10 protein-coding genes are annotated in these 15978 nt (G+C 73.7%); 6 read left to right on the forward strand and 4 right to left on the reverse strand.

Annotated features, from left to right (window positions below; all coding sequences use genetic code 11):
- Positions 1-94: 94 nt before the first annotated feature.
- On the forward strand, positions 95-1384 hold the full coding sequence (locus tag Voc01_RS37680; RefSeq protein WP_203932456.1) for a cation:proton antiporter: 1290 nt from the start codon (positions 95-97) through the stop codon (positions 1382-1384).
- A complete protein-coding gene (locus tag Voc01_RS37685) occupies positions 1371-3347 on the forward strand; it encodes a phage holin family protein (protein WP_203932457.1) in 1977 nt (658 codons plus the stop codon). Before Voc01_RS37680 ends, Voc01_RS37685 begins: the two co-directional genes overlap by 14 nt.
- A gap of 399 nt (positions 3348-3746) precedes the next feature.
- Here the strand turns inward: Voc01_RS37685 and ppk2 are convergent, their stop codons facing one another.
- A complete protein-coding gene (gene ppk2, locus Voc01_RS37690; protein WP_203932458.1) occupies positions 3747-4613 on the reverse strand; it encodes a polyphosphate kinase 2 in 867 nt (288 codons plus the stop codon).
- 13 nt (positions 4614-4626) lie between these two features.
- Positions 4627-7302, reverse strand: coding sequence for a winged helix-turn-helix domain-containing protein (locus Voc01_RS37695; protein ID WP_203932459.1), 2676 nt, complete (start codon positions 7300-7302; stop codon positions 4627-4629).
- A gap of 217 nt (positions 7303-7519) precedes the next feature.
- Between Voc01_RS37695 and Voc01_RS37700 the strand changes: the two genes are divergently transcribed.
- Positions 7520-8950, forward strand: coding sequence for a DUF2252 domain-containing protein (locus Voc01_RS37700; protein ID WP_239160776.1), 1431 nt, complete (start codon positions 7520-7522; stop codon positions 8948-8950).
- Between the two features lie 44 nt (positions 8951-8994).
- Here Voc01_RS37700 and Voc01_RS37705 read toward each other — a convergent pair whose 3' ends face one another.
- Positions 8995-9792, reverse strand: coding sequence for a M48 family metallopeptidase (locus Voc01_RS37705; RefSeq protein ID WP_239160777.1), 798 nt, complete (start codon positions 9790-9792; stop codon positions 8995-8997).
- A 254-nt stretch (positions 9793-10046) separates the two neighbouring features.
- On the opposite strand from Voc01_RS37705, the gene Voc01_RS37710 reads away from it, so the two are divergent.
- Together Voc01_RS37710 and Voc01_RS37715 are read left to right on the forward strand one after the other, a co-directional pair.
- Positions 10047-11414 carry a diacylglycerol/lipid kinase family protein gene (locus tag Voc01_RS37710; protein ID WP_203932460.1) on the forward strand — a complete coding sequence of 456 codons (1368 nt, stop codon included), beginning with the start codon at positions 10047-10049 and terminating at the stop codon, positions 11412-11414.
- 26 nt (positions 11415-11440) lie between these two features.
- Positions 11441-12205 carry a metallophosphoesterase family protein gene (locus Voc01_RS37715; RefSeq protein WP_239160778.1) on the forward strand — a complete coding sequence of 255 codons (765 nt, stop codon included), beginning with the start codon at positions 11441-11443 and terminating at the stop codon, positions 12203-12205.
- Positions 12206-12275: 70 nt separating this feature from the next.
- Here the strand turns inward: Voc01_RS37715 and Voc01_RS37720 are convergent, their stop codons facing one another.
- The gene (locus Voc01_RS37720) at positions 12276-12827 is read right to left on the reverse strand and encodes a hypothetical protein (RefSeq protein ID WP_239160779.1); all 552 of its coding nucleotides are present in this window, start codon (positions 12825-12827) and stop codon (positions 12276-12278) included.
- Positions 12828-13268: 441 nt separating this feature from the next.
- On the opposite strand from Voc01_RS37720, the gene Voc01_RS37725 reads away from it, so the two are divergent.
- Positions 13269-15977, forward strand: a complete 2709-nt coding sequence (locus tag Voc01_RS37725) for a winged helix-turn-helix domain-containing protein (protein ID WP_203932462.1) — start codon at positions 13269-13271, stop codon at positions 15975-15977.
- The last annotated feature ends 1 nt before the right edge of the window (position 15978 follow it).

Below are 15978 nucleotides of genomic sequence, written 5' to 3' on the forward strand. Positions count from 1 at the left end.
GCGCCATCCGCGGCGGATGAGAGCGGGGTGGGCGGTCACGACCTCATCCGTGTGGGGCGATCCGCCAGGTAGGGCCGTCGCGGTCGGATGAGCCGTGACCACCGGTGCCCTCGCGGTCGTTGCCGCCGCGGTGTTCGGCTGGGGAGTGCTGTCGGCGCGGCTGCAACGCGCCGACCTCACGGCGCCCATCGTGTTCGTGCTGCTCGGCGTCGTCCTGTCCGGTGCGCTGGACCCGGACGGCGGCACGGTGCACCTGCTCGCCGAGATCACGCTCGTGTGGGTCCTGTTCTCCGACGCCGCCCGGGTCGGCGTGCGCGAGCTGCGGGCCGACGCCGGGCTCTACGTGCGCCTGCTCGCGGTCGCCCTGCCGGTGACGGTGGTGGCCGGCTGGTTGTCGGCGTGGTGGATGTTCGGTGGTCTGGGCCTGTGGCTGGCCCTGTTCGTGGGCGCCGCGCTCGCTCCGACCGACGCCGCGCTCGGTGCGGTCGTCATCACGCACCCGGCGGTGCCGGTGCGGATCCGTCGCGTCCTCAACGTCGAGAGCGGGCTCAACGACGGCATCGTGACGCCCGTCGTGCTGGTCGCCCTGGCCGGCGCGGCCGCCGAGGCCGGCCACGACGGCTCCGAACCCGTGCACGCGCTGGTCGAACTGGCGCTCGGGGTGGCCGTCGGCGTGCTCGCCGGTGCGGCCGGTGGCTGGGTGCTGCGCGCGGCGCGCCGCCGCGGCTGGGTCGACGACCTGTTCGCCGGTCCGGCGGTGCTGGCGCTCGCGCTGGTCTGCTACACCGTCGCGCTGACCATCGACGCCAACGGCTTCACCGCCGCGTTCGTCGGCGGCATCGCGTTCGGTCACGTCGCCGGTCAGGGACGGCCGGCCGCCGTCTACTACGTCGAGCAGACGGCCGGCCTGACCTCGCTGCTGGTGTGGCTGCTGGTGGGCGTCGTCGCCGTGCCGCTCGTCGTGGAGCACCTGAGCTGGACGGTGCTGCTCTACCCGGCGCTCAGCCTGACCGTGCTGCGGATGGTGCCGGTCGCGGTGACGCTCGTCGGCGCGGGGCTGCCGCGCTCGGCGGTGCTGTTCGTCGGGTGGTTCGGGCCGCGGGGACTGGCGTCGGTGGTGTTCGCGTTGCTGGCGATCGAGGAGCTCGGCGACGCCGCCGGTCCCGCCGTCGCGGTGGTGGTGATCACGGTGCTGTCTAGCGTGCTGGCGCACGGGCTCAGCGCGTCCCCGCTGGCCGGACGCTTCGGCGCGCGCATGGCCGCCGGCGACGCGCGCGACCACGTGGCTCCCGGACCGGCGCACGCGTCGCGGCTCGGCCGTCGACCGTCCGCGGCGGCGCAGGCACAGGCACAGGCGCAGGAGGGGACCGATGGACAACGGTGACGCGTCCGGGGAGCGGCGCCTGCCGCGCGTGCTCGGCATCGTCGCGCTGGACTGGGCGGTGCTCGGGGTCACCGTGTGGCTGGTGCCGGGCGTCACGGCCGACAGCGGCTGGACGGTGCTGCTGGCGGCCCTCGTCCTCGGGGTGGTGGCGGCCGTCCTGCGTCCGCTGCTGGTCCGGCTGCTCACGTGGGTCGGCTGGGCCGGCGTCGCGCTCGGCTGGCTGCTGAGCCAGGCCCTCCTGCTCTACCTGGCGCTGTCGGTGACACCCGGGATGCACCTCGACGGCTTCTGGCCGGTGTTCTGGGCGTCGTGGCTGTACGGGACGCTGGTCTCGGTGGTGCTGTGGTTCGTCACCGCCGGCGACCTGTCGGTCCTGGCCCGCCACCTGACCCGGCTCAACCGGCGGCACCGGCGGGCCGCGGCGCCCACGGCGGTACCCGGCGTCGTCGTCGTGCAGGTCGACGGCCTGTCCGCGCCGCTGACCGGGTGGGCGGTGCGCTGCGGCAACCTGCCGACCCTGGGCCGCTGGCTGCGGTCGGGCAGCCACACGCTCGACGAGTGGCACGCGCAGCTCCCGGCGACGACGCCGGCCAGCCAGGCCGGCCTCCTGCACGGCGGGAGCGACCACGTGCCGGCGTTCCGCTGGTACGAGAAGGAGGCGGGCCGGCTCGTCGTCACCAACCGGCCGCACGACAGCGCGATGGTCGAGGCCCGGATGTCCGACGGCCGCGGCCTTCTCGCCGACGGCGGGGTCAGCGTGAGCAACGTGTTCTCCGGTGACGCGCCGACCAGCCTGCTGACGATGAGCACCGCCGGCCGCCGGGGTGGCCCCGGCCGCCCGGCCCGCTACCTGACCACGTACCTGCTCGACCCGTTCGGCCTCACCCACGCGCTCGTGCTGACCGTCGGCGAGATCGTCAAGGAGTTGCACCAGGCCCGCCGCCAGCGGCTGCGTGACGTCGAGCCGCGGATCCCCCGTACGGCCGCGTACGTGATGCTGCGCGGCGCCACCAACGTGCTGCTGCGTCACCTCAACCTGTCGATCGTCGCCGAGCACATGATGCGCGGGGCGCCGGTCGTGTTCTGCGACTTCGTCGACTACGACGAGATAGCCCACCACGCCGGCCCGGCCCGGCCGGAGTCGCTCGCGGCCCTGGAGGGCATCGACAACGTCCTGTTCACCCTGGAACGGGTCGCCGCCGCGGCACCGCGCCCGTACCGGTTCGTGGTGCTCTCCGACCACGGTCAGAGCCAGGGGCCCACGTTCCTGCAGCGGTACGGCACCGGCCTGGAGGACCTCGTGCGCCGGCTCACCGCCGTGCACGACTCCGACGTGGTGGCCACCGGCGCCGAGGAGCACCGGGGCCGCGCCGACACGCTGCGCGCGGGCATCACCGGGCGGGTGCCCGCCGGCGCGGAGACCGGTCCCGAGCCGGCTCCGGCCGCCCGGGTCGTCGTCGTCGCCTCCGGGAACCTCGGCATGGTCTACCTGGCCGACCGGCCCGGCCGGTTGACGATGGAGGAGATCGACGAGGCCCACCCGCGGCTGCTCAAGGGGCTGACCGGGCATGCCGGGATCGGCTGGGTCATGGTCCGTACCCGCGCGCACGGGCCGGTGGTGCTGGGCCCGGAGGGCCGCCACTACCTGACGGGCGGCGGCGTCGAGGGCGTCGACCCGCTCGGTCCCTTCGGCCCGTACGCGGCCGACGACCTGCGCCGCCACGACGGCCTCGCGCACGTGGGCGACCTCGTCATCAACAGCGCGTGGGACGCGACCACCGACGAGGTCACCGCGTTCGAGGAGCTGACCGGCTCGCACGGCGGCCTGGGCGGCTGGCAGAACCGCCCGGTCCTCATCCGGCCCACGGACTGGCCGGTCGACGGCACCCTCGTCGGTGCCGACGCGGTGCACCGGCAGCTGCTGGCGTGGCTGGGCAGGGAGACCGCGGTCTCCCTGCCCTAGATAGTGGCGGTCGGTGCGGGCCGGTCGCGGTAGCCGTTGTCCACGGGACCAGAGGGCTCGGCATAGCCAGCGGGTCTCGTTGCCGTGGCCGGGTAGGACCTGCGGGACAGCGACGGTGATCAGCTTGGCGTCATTGATCCTCGGGGTGCTGCCGATGTCCGGCCGGTACCGGTTGAGCTGCGGGGACGTCTTCGTCGCGCAGGTGGCCCGCATGGTCTTGTTGCTAGGCAACGCCGATCACGGATGCCCCCGCCTTCATCTGCCGCCCTGTACCCCTTTGGGAATCGATCATCCGGCGCTGGTGGGTGGGAGGTTATCAACATCAAAGACGCTTGTTGATGTTGATAACCTCCCACCCGCTCATGATCCGGGCCCTTGGAATAGATCGTCCAGGGTCGCTCAGCCGGCGAACCGGCCGAGGTGACGGCGTTCGGCCTCCATCAACGCGACCTCCTGTGCACCCGGCAGCACGACGGCCGGGTCGGGGGTGAAGTCCAGCTCCGTGCTGCGTTCCTTGTAGTCGACCGCGTTCAGGATCACCTTCATCGCGTTCAGCCGCGCCCGCTGCTTGTCGTTGGAGCGCACGACCAGCCAGGGTGCGGCCCGCGTGCTGGTCCGGCGGATCATGTCGTACTTGTACTGGGTGAAGTCGTCCCACCGGTGCTGGGCCTGCAGGTCGACCTCGCTGAGCTTCCACTGCCGCAGCGGGTCCTCCCGGCGCCGGGCGAAGCGGCGGGCCTGCTCCTCGCGGGTCACGCTGAAGTACAGCTTCACGAACACCGTGCCCTGCCGGACCAGGTCGCGTTCGAACGCGGTGACGCCGCGCATGAAGTCGCGGTACTCGCGCGGGGTGCAGAACCCCAGGACGGGCTCCACCATCGCGCGGTTGTACCAGCTGCGGTCGAAGAGCACCATCTCGCCGCCACTGGGGAAGTGGCCGACGTAGCGCTGGAAGTACCACTGCGACCGCTGCTCGTCGGTCGGCCGGCCGAGCGCCACCACCCGGTAGTGCTTGGCGTTCATGAACCGGGTGACGCGGCGGATCGCGCCACCCTTGCCGGAGGCGTCGCGGCCCTCGAAGAGCACGATCATGCGCATCCGGTTGACCTCGAGGTGCGCCTGCAGCCGCAGCAGCTCCACCTGCCACGGGCGCAGGTCGGCCTCGGCGCGCAGCTTGCGCCCGAGCGCGGCGCGGTCGCGCCGCAGCGCCTCGACCCTGCGGGCGAGGTCGTCGCGCTCCTGGCGGAGCGCCTCCAGCTCTGTCATCGGCTGCCCCCGGTCAGATCAGGCCGAGCGCACGGGCCCGGCGCACCGCTTCGTTGCGACGGGACGCGCACAGCTTGCGCAGGATGCTGCGCACGTGCGTCTTGACGGTGTTGACCGACACGTACATCGACGCGGCGATCTCCTCCGTCGGCAGCATCGCGGCCATCCCACCGAGCACCTCCATCTCCCGCTTGCTGAGCGGTTCGACGATGACCAGCTGGTTCGGGTCGGCCGCCGACCGGGCCCGTGCCGGCGCCGCGGAGGCGGGGTCGCCGGTCAGCGCCCGGTAGGGCTCCGCCAGCTCGGGGTCGTCGCGCAGGCCGCGGCGCAGCTGCGCCCAGACCTGGTATACGGCGCGGCGGTGACCCTCGGGAGCGGCCAGCCGCAGGGCGGTGCGCAGCGCGACCCGCGACCGGCCCAGGTCGCCGGTGTGCACCGCGACGGTGGCCAGCAGGAGCCAGGCGTCCACGGCGACGGGCGTCCGGACGCCTTTCGCCTCGGTGACCGGACCGACGGCCAGCGCGGCGCCCGCGGCCTCGCCGCGGGCCAGCATCGCGGCGGCCCGTACGACGGCCGCGTCGGGTTCGTCGGGCGCCGGGAGTGCGCGGATCATCGCGAGACCGTCGTCGGGGTGACCCATGAGGATGTGCAGCCGGGCGCGGGCCAGCGTGGCCTCCCGCTGCAACCACGGCGGCGGGGGCGGGCCGTCGACCTCGTCGAGGTCGCGCAGGGCCTGCATGGCGCCCCGCAGCTCGCCCCGCGACTGCAGCCGCCGGGACTTCGCCAGCGCGTACGCCACCGGCGCGAGCCCGTCGGCTCCGCCGTTGCGCGGGTCGGCGACGCGGAAGTGGTGCCCGGCCGACTCGATGTCGTACCGCTCCACCGCGACCCACGCCAGCGTGACCGCGGCCGCCACGGGACGGCGGTGGGCCGCCAGGCCGCACCGGTCGGCCAGGTCGATCGCCTGGTGCGCCAGCCGGTCGGCGTCGCTGAGCCGGCCCTGGTACATGCGGATGAGCGCGAGGTGCTGCAGACAGGCGATCTTCGGCCCCTCGAAGCCGGCGCCGGCCGACGCGACGGCCGCGAAGAGCGTGGGCACCGCGGCGTCGAGGTCGCCGACCCAGCTCTGCGCGTTGCCCTTGGCCGCGAGCACCAGGGTGCGCAGGCCCGCGTGCCAGCCCGCGGTGTCGGCTGGGGTGGCGGCCAGGAGCGCCTCGGCGACCGCGGCGTGCTCCATCACCCGCGCGGGGTCGCGCCGCGCGTCGGCCAGCCGCACCTCGACGACGCTGGCGGCCAGTGCCAGCGGCCCGGTGGTCGGGAAGCCCTGCGCGACGATCATGTCCTCGGCGCGGGACAGGTGCGCCGCGCACGCGTCGGTCTGCCCGTCGGACACGGCCAGTGCCGCGTACGCGATCGCCGCCTCCGGGGAGTCCAGGCCCGGCGGCATGTTGTCGAGCAGCGCGCCGAGGAGTCCTGCTCGCCCCTCGACCAGCAACGTTCCGACCGCGTGATGAGCCACGACCGTCGCGGCGGCCGTCCGCCAGTCGTCGGCCTGGATGGCGTGGGTGACGGCGTCGACGACGCCGCCGTGCTCGGCGAACCACTGCGCGGCGCGGCGGTGCAGCGGGGCGATCCGGTCGGGTTCGGTCCGGGTCAGCCGCGCCCGGAGAAGCTCGGCGAACAGCCGGTGGTACCGGTAGGCGGTCGCGTACCCGCCGGCCGGCCCGACGAACGCGTTCTCGCGTTCGAGCTCGGCGAGGATGTCGGCCGCGTCGGCGCGGCCGGTCAGCGCCTGCGCCAGGTCCGGGGTGAACGTGTCGAGGATGCTGGTGTCCAGCAGGAACCGGCGTACCTCGTCGGGCAGCGTGCGGAGGACCTCGACGGTGAAGTACTCGGCGATGGTCGCCTCCTCGCCGGTGATCCGGTCGACCACGGCGTCGGCGTCGGCACGCCCCCGCAGGGCGAGGGCGAACAGCCGCAGACCGGCCGCCCACCCCTCGGTCTGGTCCATGAGCGACCCGAGGGCCGGCGCGTTGAGGCTGATGCCGTGCATGTCGAGCAGGTCCGCGGCCTCCTCGCGGGTGAACGCCAGGTCGCCGCTGCGCACCTCGGTCAGGGTCCCGTCGAGGCGGTACCGGTGCATCGGCAGCGGCGGCTCCCACCGGCCGACGAGGACCAGGCGCAGGCCCGGGCCGGCGTGGCGGACGACGAAGTCGAGGTCGGCGGCCCACTGCGGGTCGCTGAGCGAGGAGACCCCGTCGAGGACCAGCGCCACCGACCCGCGAACCTCGGATAGCCCGGCGGCCAGCCGGATGAGGAACGAGCGGTTCACCGGGGTCGCGGGTCCCGGGACGTCGAGGGTCGGTAGCGCCAGACCGGCCCGGCGGAGCCCTTCGACCACGTAGGTCCAGAACATGCGGGACGAGTGCTCCTCGTCCTCCATGGTGATCCAGACGGCGTGGTCGGCCATCCGTCCACCGAGGACCCACGACGCCGCCAGCTGGGTCTTGCCGCTCCCCGCCGGGCCGGTCACCACCGTGACACGTCCCGAGTCGTCGGGGGCGAGCAGCCGTGGCCGGGGGACCATGAACCGCGGTGGTTCCGGGACCGCGAACCTCGATGCGAGCACGGGGTCGTCGTCGGGCGGGGATGTTCGCAGCGGACTTCGCACAGGCAGATCGATGGTCATGGGAACCCCCCGGCGGAGAATTGGGAAGGCCGGTCTAGCCGAGAGCCTTCCGGGATGCGGATGATTGCCGCATCGCACGTATCGGGTAGTTGACTGTGCGTGACGACTTGTCGCGGTCATGTACGGGTCGTCCGGAGCTGGTGACCTTGTGCTGATGCGGCGCCCTCACCTGTGCGGGATGAAGCGCCCGGCGGGGCCGTCGCGGTCTGCTGGAACGGTGTCTGTCACCGACCTTCCCGCCGCCCGTGTACGCCGCGATCCTGTGGCCAGCGGAGAGCTGGGACGGGCGGCGCGTGACCGCGTGCCGCTGTCCGGCCACGCCGACTGGCTGCCCGCCGACGACCGGCCCGACCCTGTCGCGGTGCTCGCCGCGCAGGCGCAGACCCGGGTCGCCGACCTCGTGCCCATCCGGTACGCCCGGATGCTGATGTCACCGTTCGCGTTCTTCCGCGGTGCGGCCGCGATCATGGCTGCCGACCTCGCGGGCACACCCACCTCCGGCGTCGTGACGCAGCTGTGCGGCGACGCCCACCTGTCGAACTTCGGCGCGTTCGGCTCACCCGAGCGGCACCTGGTCTTCGACATCAACGACTTCGACGAGACCACCCCCGGCCCCTGGGAGTGGGACGTGAAGCGGCTGGCGACCAGCGTCGCGGTCGCGGCGCGTGGCAACGGTGTCGGACGCGGCGAACGCGGTGACATCGTCGCCGCCGCGGTCGGCGGCTACCGGCAGGCGATGGCGGCCTTCGCGGAGATGGGTGAGCTCGCCGTCTGGTACGCGCACGCCGACCTCGCCGAGCTCGGGCCGCTGCTCGCCGCCCAGCTGTCGGCGGCGCGCCGGCGCCGGTCCAGCCGGGCACAGGCGACGGTCCGCACCCACGACCACACGCAGTCCGCCGCCAAGCTGACCGCCGTGGTCGACGGGCGGCGGCGCATCGTCGCCGATCCGCCGTTGATCGTGCCGCTGCGCGACCTGCTGCCCGACGCCGACCGCGGGCGCATCGTCGACCACGTGCGGGAGCTGATGGAGCACTACCGGCGCAGCCTCCCGGCCGAGCGGCGCTACCTGTTCGACGCGTTCGAGTTCGTCGACGTGGCCCGCGAGGTCGTCGGTGTCGGCGGCGTCGGTACCCGGTGCTGGGTCGTGCTGATGCGCGGACGCGACGACAACGACCCGCTGCTGCTGCAGGTCAAGGAGGCGCAGCCGTCGGTGCTCGTCCCGTACGTCGCCGACTTCGGGCCGCTGCTGCGCCACCGGCACGACGGCCAGCGGGTGGTCGCCGGTCAGCACCTGATGCAGGCGGTGGGCGACATCTTCCTCGGCTGGCACAGCGCCGACGGGTTCGACGGCCGCCGGCGCGACTTCTACGTGCGGCAGCTGCGGGACTGGAAGGGCGCGGCGGTCCCGGAGGAGATGGACCCGCCGACCCTGCGCCTCTACGGCGAGCTGTGCGGCTGGACGCTCGCCCGCGCGCACGCCCGCACCGGTGACCGGTTCGCGATCGCCGCCTACATCGGCGACGACGAGACGTTCGACCTGGCGCTGGCGGAGTTCGCCGAGCGGTACGCCGACCGGACCGAACGCGACCACGCCCAGCTCGCGGAGGCCGCCCGTCGCGGCTCGGTCCCCTCGATGGCCGCGACCTGAGACGCGGTACCGCCCCCGCGGGGGCGGTACCCGGTGATGACCCGTCAGGCGTGGGTCCGGGCGCCGGACCGCTTGGCGTTGGGCACGTACGGCTTGAACAGGCCGTAGCCGAACAGCCGCTCCAGCCGCCGCACCGTGAACGGGTGCGAGCGCGGCAGCTGGGCCAGGCCGACCCAGAAGCCCTTGAGCTGCCGGCCCTGCTGCACCAGCTCGTCGATGTCGACGTTGTTCTCGGTGTAGCGGCCCGAGGCGAGCAGCACGAGGCCGGCGGCGCCGTTGGGGGACAGGTACGCGCCGTGCCGGTCGCAGGAGTACTCCCGCAACCGCGACAGGGCCGGGCCCAGCAACGGGATCCGCTCGGAGTAGGCCACCGCGAGCTGGTACCACAGCGAGACGTGGTGCAGCTTGATGTGGCCCAGCTCGTGGCCGAGGATGAACCGCAGCCCCTCCCGGTTGCCGTTGTAGAGGTTGGCGAACAGCTCGTTCGACAGCACGACGTAGTCGTGGCCGGTCGCCTGCGCCGCGAACGCGTTGAGCGCCCCGTTGCCGTTGCTGAGGAAGATCTGCGGCTGCCGGCGCAGGCCCAGCTTGCGGGCGAACTCGTCGGCGGTCACGTACAGGTCGCTGTACTGCCGCGGCGACAGCTGCACCGCGGTGCCGCGAACGGCGGCCCGCTGCGTCTCACGGATGATCACAAGCGTGGGGACCAGGAGCAGCAGGCCGATCAACGCACCGCGTACCACGTGTGCCCAGTTGCTGTCCTCGAGCCGTTGGGGCAGATACGGCAGGGTCATCGCCGCCTGCAGGATCAGCGCGATGATGATCACGTTCAGTGCGACCATGAAAATGAAGAACGGCATCTCTGCCGGATGCCGGCTGGGACCGGCGACCGGCTGCGCGTTCCGCCTCGACGCCACGATGATCCTCCTGTTCCCCGCGATGGGGCGGTGACGGGTGTTCCCCTGTACCTGAGACGGTCGCCGTCCGGGCGCCGGGCCGCCTCATCCAACGCGAGTGATGTCCGTGGCCGGCCTGTCCCCGCACCCTCGAGAACACGGGGACAGACAGGTGACACGCCGATGAAGGGAGCGTTGCGATGCCGCACGCGTCGGGCCGGACAGAGCGGTGGCTGTCCCGGCTGTCCTTCCTCCTGGCGGGGGCGGCGGTTGCCGTTCCGCTGGCGGCCGCCGGTGTCCGGGGCAGCCTCCTGCTGATCGCCTGCGGCGCCGCGGCCGTCGCGGCGGCACTGGTCGCGACGTGGTGGTTCCTCAGCCACCGGCGGGTGCTGCGATGGCTGTCCGGCGTCGCCGCGGTGGTGGTGCTTCTCGCGGTGGCGGTACTGTTCGCGCGTGCCGAGATGGTGTGGGTGGTCGCGCTGACCGCGGCACTGTGGTCGGGCGCGGTCGCGGTGGGCCGGGGGGCCCTGGCCGGCGCCGAGGGCGTGGCCGGGTCGGCGACGCAGCCGGAGTTCGAGACCCCCGCGCCCCACCGGCCGTTCCTCATCATGAACCCGCGCTCGGGTGGCGGGAAGGTCGGCCGGTTCGACCTGATCGGCCGGGCCCGGGCGATCGGCGCCGAGGTCGCGGTGCTCGAGGGCGAGGTCGACGTCGTGGCCCTGGCGCAACGGGCCGTGCGTGAGGGCGCGGACCTCCTCGGCGTCGCCGGCGGCGACGGCACGCAGGCGCTGGTCGCCGGCGTGGCGGCCGAGAACGGCGTGCCCTTCATGGTGATCTCCGCGGGCACCCGCAACCACTTCGCGCTCGACCTGGGCCTCGACCGCGACGATCCGGCGGCGTGCCTCGACGCGCTCACCGACGGCGTCGAGCTGCGGGTCGACCTGGGACGGGTGGGCGACCGCACGTTCGTCAACAACGCCTCGTTCGGCGCCTACGCGACCGTCGTCCAGAGCCCCGCGTACCGCGACGCCAAGGGGGTCACCGCGCTGGCCCTGCTGCCCGACGTGCTCGCCGGCTCCGGCGACGCGCGGCTGGTCGCCCGCATCGCCGGCACGGAGGTCTCCGGGCCACGGGCGGTGCTGGTGAGCAACAACCCGTACACCGTCACCGACGCGGCGGGGATGGGCCGCCGGCAGCGGCTCGACGGCGGGGTGCTCGGTGTGGTGGCGGTGACGGTTCGCGGCGCGGCCGACGCCGCGCTCCTGATGCGCGGCCTGCGGTCGCCGGCGCTGACGGTGCTCACCGCCGACCGGGTGGTGATCGACGCGGACGGGTCGATGATCCCGGTCGCCGTCGACGGCGAGGCCCTCCTGATGCCGACGCCGGTGCGGTGCGACATCAGGCCGGCGGCCCTGCGCGTGCGGGTCCCGCGCCTGCGGCCGGGCATCCGGGTGCCGCGGCCGGTGCTCGACTGGGCGGCCCTCGGCCGCGTCGCGCTGGGTCGTCCGCCGTCGGGTGGGCCCGCGCCGGACCTGACCACGGTGTCGGCGGGCCGGCCGCCCCTGTGAGTGCCGCTCCGGTCGTCATCGCCCACGTGTCCGACCTTCACCTGGGCGCGCACGACCCGGTCGCGGTCGACACGCTCCCCGCCGACGTCGCGGCCGCCCGGCCCACGCTCACGGTCGTCACCGGCGACATCACGATGCGGGCGCGGGTGGGTGAGTTCGAGCGGGCCGTCGAGCTCGTGGCCCGGCTGCCCGAGCCGCGGCTCGTCGTGCCGGGCAACCACGACGTTCCCCTGGACCTGGTGGTGTCGCGGTTCGTGCGTCCCTACGCGCGGTACCGGGCGGCCTTCGGCACCGACGGCAATACGCTGCTGCGGCTGCCGGGCGTCACGGCCCTCGGGCTGAACTCGATGCCGCGGTGGCGGTGGAAGAACGGCCGGGTGACCGGTGGCCAGGCCAACGCCGTCGTCGCGACGCTGGGTCCGCCCGATCCCAGTGCCGTGGAGCACGGCCCGGTGCGGCTGCTCGCGCTGCACCACCCGCCGTTCGTCCGCGGGTCGGCCCGGCTGGTCGGGCGCGCCGGCCTGGTCGCCGCGCTGGTCGACGCCCGCGTGGACCTCGTGCTCGCCGGGCACGTCCACATTCCCCGGACGCGCGCGGTCGACCTCGCGCACGGCGGGCGCGGCCACCGGCTCGTCGAGGTCGTGGCCGGAACGGCGACGAGCCGCCGCACGCGGGGCGTGGGGCGGTCGTGGAGTCTGATCGTGGTGGACGACCGGGCCGTCGAGGTCCGCGAACGTCACCAGTGCGGCGACGGGTGGCGGACGGTCGCGACGGCCCGGTTCGATCGTTAGCGGACCCGGCGACGGGTACGCCGGACGGCGGCACGGCGACGCCGGACCAACCTGCGTGAGCTGAACATGGTCACCTCCGTTCCCTCGCGGTCCCGGGCTGGGCCGTCGCCCGGGTCTCGAACGTCGTGAGGTTCTCGGCCTCCTGCGCGGTGAGCAGGCCCACCGCCACGAGGTCGAAAGGACTGATGAACCCGTCGCTGACCCGGAAGCCGTTGGCGCGGGCGATTGCGTCGCGCAGCGGCACCGCCCAGTGGTGCTCGATCAGCAGCAGCGCCGCGGCGGTGTTGTTCGGGATGTCGGCCACGACGTCCCACGCCTCCTGCTCGTGGAAGACCTCGATCCCGTCGGCGGCGGCCTTCGCGCCGAGTTCGGCGCCGGCCTCCAGGCCCTCCTCGCCGGCGATGCCCAGACCGATCAACGCGCCGACCTTGCTGCCGAGCTCGACCGCCTCGTCGGTGGTCAGGTTGCTGAGGTGCTCGACCTCGACCTCGCCGGCGGCGTCCTTGTACACGGCGAGCGCGTCGATGACCCGGATCGTGTCGGTCAGCCGCAGGCGTTCGAGCTCGGCGACGATCTCGCCGTGGAAGTCGGGGTCGTGGAAGCCCAGCACGATCAGTTGCACCGGTCCGATGGCCATTGGTTCCCGCCCGCCCTTCGATGCCGTGCAGCGACCCGGTGAGCGTCCCCCGACGGGGTCGGCCACGCATCACCCGGCGGGAATGACGCGACACGTCGAGGACCGGTCGTGTCGAAGCGAACCGCCGCCATGCGTTTTCCGGATCGACCGGTCGGTCACCCGACGCGGATGATGCACATGGATAGAGATCCCGACATCCTCTGCTGTACGGATGTTCACCGGCCGTTGGTGGACATCGCGTCGGCGTCGCGCTCGGGTCCGCACGACGGAGCACCTCCGGCGTGGGTGTTTCTGTTCGTGCCCGGACCTTGGTAGCGTCCGTCGATCAACGCAACGACCTTGATCAATTAGTTGGATCCAGGACGGGGAACCCGGGGGCACGAGGTCGCCCGATCGACCGCCCGCGCGCGGGAGCAGGGGGGCCACGTGAACGGGGAGACCGGCCGCGGCGTTGCCGCCGACAGCACGGAACGGCTCCAGCCGAACCGTCGGTCGCTCCCCATCCAGCGCCCACTGACGGCCCAGCGCAACAACGCCGCGCGGCACTCGCGCCCGCGCCTGACACCCGGTGTGGTCCTGCGACGCCGGCTGATCGACCTGGTCGACGCCGGTGCACGCCGTCCGGTCACCCTGCTGTGCGCCGGTCCGGGATGGGGCAAGACCATTACCGTGGCGTCGTGGGTCACGACCGCGACCGACCGCGTCGCCTGGCTGACCCTGCACCCCGACGACAACGACCGGACCATGTTCTGGACCCACGTCGTCGGGGCGCTGCGCGGAGCCGGCGCGTTCGAGCCCGGGCATCCGCTGGCCGACCTGGAGCCCGCGGCCGGGGTCACCGACGCGGTCGTCGACCAGATCCTCGATGGGCTCGACGCGTTGCCGGTGCGGGTCGTCCTCGTCCTGGACGACTTCCACGACCTGGAGGCGGAGGCGGTGCTCCACGACCTCGACGACCTGCTGCGGTACCCGCCGGACCGGTTGCGGCTGATCCTGGTCACCCGCACCGAGCCCAGCCTGCGGCTGCACCTGCTGCGGGCCTCCGGCGAGATCGCCGAGATCCGCGGCCCGGACCTCGCCTTCCGGCCCGACGAGGCGGCCCTGCTGTTCGCCAACCGCAACGTCCGGGTGTCGGACGACGACGTGGCCCGGCTGATCGAGGAGACGCAGGGGTGGGCCGCCGGCCTGCAGCTCGCCGTCGCCTCGCTCGCGCAGGGCAGGAGGATCGACGACCTCGCCGGCGACCACGGCGTCGCCGACTACCTGACCCGCGAGGTGCTCGCCCGCCTCCCGCCCGACGTCCGGACCTTCCTCACCCGCACCAGCGTCCTGGACGAGGTCTGCGCCGACCTCGCCACCGCGCTCACCGGCGAGCGGTACAGCCAGCGGATCCTGGAGTCGCTGGAGCGGGCGAACGCCTTCGTCCAGGGGCTCGGCTCGTTCCCACGGTGGTTCCGGTACCACCCGCTCCTGCGCGACGTGCTGCGAAACGAGCTGACCGCCCAGTCCCCGGAACTGCTGCCGGAGCTGCACCGGATCGCGGCCCGCTGGTACGCCGAGCAGGGCGCGGTCATCGACGCGCTGCGGCACGCGGCCGCCGGCCGGGACTGGGAGTTCCTCGCCCGGCAGGCGGTGGACTGGGTACCGCTCATGCTCTCGGCCGACCGGGCGGGGCTGGTCGCCGTGCTGCGGCAGATCCCGGGTGGCGAGCTGCCGACGACCCCCGAGCTGCAGGTGTGCGACGCGCTGCTGCTGTTCCACGCCGGCGACTACGCCAACGTGCCGGCCCGGCTGGCGGCGGCCCGCGACCTGCGCGCCGAGCGCACCGGTCCCTGCGACCTCCCGCTCGAGGTCGCCCTGCTCACCATCGAGGCGGCCGTCGTCAACCGGGTCCGCGGCGACATGCCCGGCCTCGTGACGGCCACCACCGCGGTGCTGGGGCGGCTGTCGTCGCTGCGCTTCGGCGAGCTGCCCGCCCTGCTGCAGTACCGGGCGATCGCGCTGAACAACAAGGGCGTCGGTCTGCTGTGGACCGGTCAGCTCGACCGCGCCGACCGGTACCTGTGGGCCGGCGTCACCGCGGCCCGGGCCGCCGGCCTGGTGCTCGTGGAGATCAACGCCGTCGGTCACCTGGCGTTGCTCGCCGTGCTGCGCGGGGCGCTGCGCGAGGCGTACGAGCACGCGACGCTCGCGTGCGATCTCGCCGAGCGGCGGGGCGTCCGCATGTCGCTGCAGGCAGTGGCCGGGCAGCTCGCGCTGGCGCTGGTGGAGCTCGAGCACAACAACGTCGCCGAGGCCGAACGGGAGCTTCGGCGGGCCGTCGAGGCGCACCGCGCCGATCCGGAGGCCGCGCAGGTGCTGGTCTCCTCGCTCACCCGGGCCCGCCTGCACGTGGTGACCGGTGACCTGGAGGCGGCCCGGGCGGAGCTGCGGCGGGCGCGGCGCGACGCCGACCCCATGATGGTGGCACCGGCCCTGGACCGGTGGCACCGGCTCACCCAGTCGGAGGTCGACCTGGCGTCCGGGCACGCCGAGGCGGTCGTGGCCCGCTACGGCCGGCACACCGACTCCCTGCTGCCCGGCGAGACGGTGTGCCTGGCCCGCGCGGAGCTGGCCCTCGGCGGCCTCGACCTGGCGGAGGCGCTCGCCGCGCGGGCCCGCGCCACGTCACCCGGCAACCTCAACGCGGTCTGGGCGTGGACGGTCACCGCGCTGGTCGCCGACGCGCAGGGCCACGGCAACCGGTCGGTCGACGCGCTGTCGAGCGCGGTGCGCATCGCGCAGCGGGAGGGGATCCGCCGGCCGTTCCTCAGCATCGGCGACCGGCGGTTGGCGACCCTGCTGGAACGGCAGCGCTGGCTCGTGCGTGACAACGCGGCCTTCGTCGCCGACCTGCTCGCCGAGACGACCCCGACCCGGCCGGGCGCGGCGCCGGCGCCGGAGACCGACCTGAGCGACCGCGAGCTGGAGGTGCTGCGCTACCTGCCGACCGTGCTGACCGCGGCCGAGATCGCCGACGAGCTGCGGGTGTCGGTCAACACGGTCAAGGCGCACCTGCGGTCGATCTACCGCAAGCTCGACGTCACCCGGCGCCGGGAGGCGGTCGTCCGGGCCCGCGAGCAGAACCTGATCTGAC

Origin of the sequence: Virgisporangium ochraceum, from assembly GCF_016863655.1 — a bacterium.
Classification (GTDB): domain Bacteria; phylum Actinomycetota; class Actinomycetes; order Mycobacteriales; family Micromonosporaceae; genus Virgisporangium; species Virgisporangium ochraceum.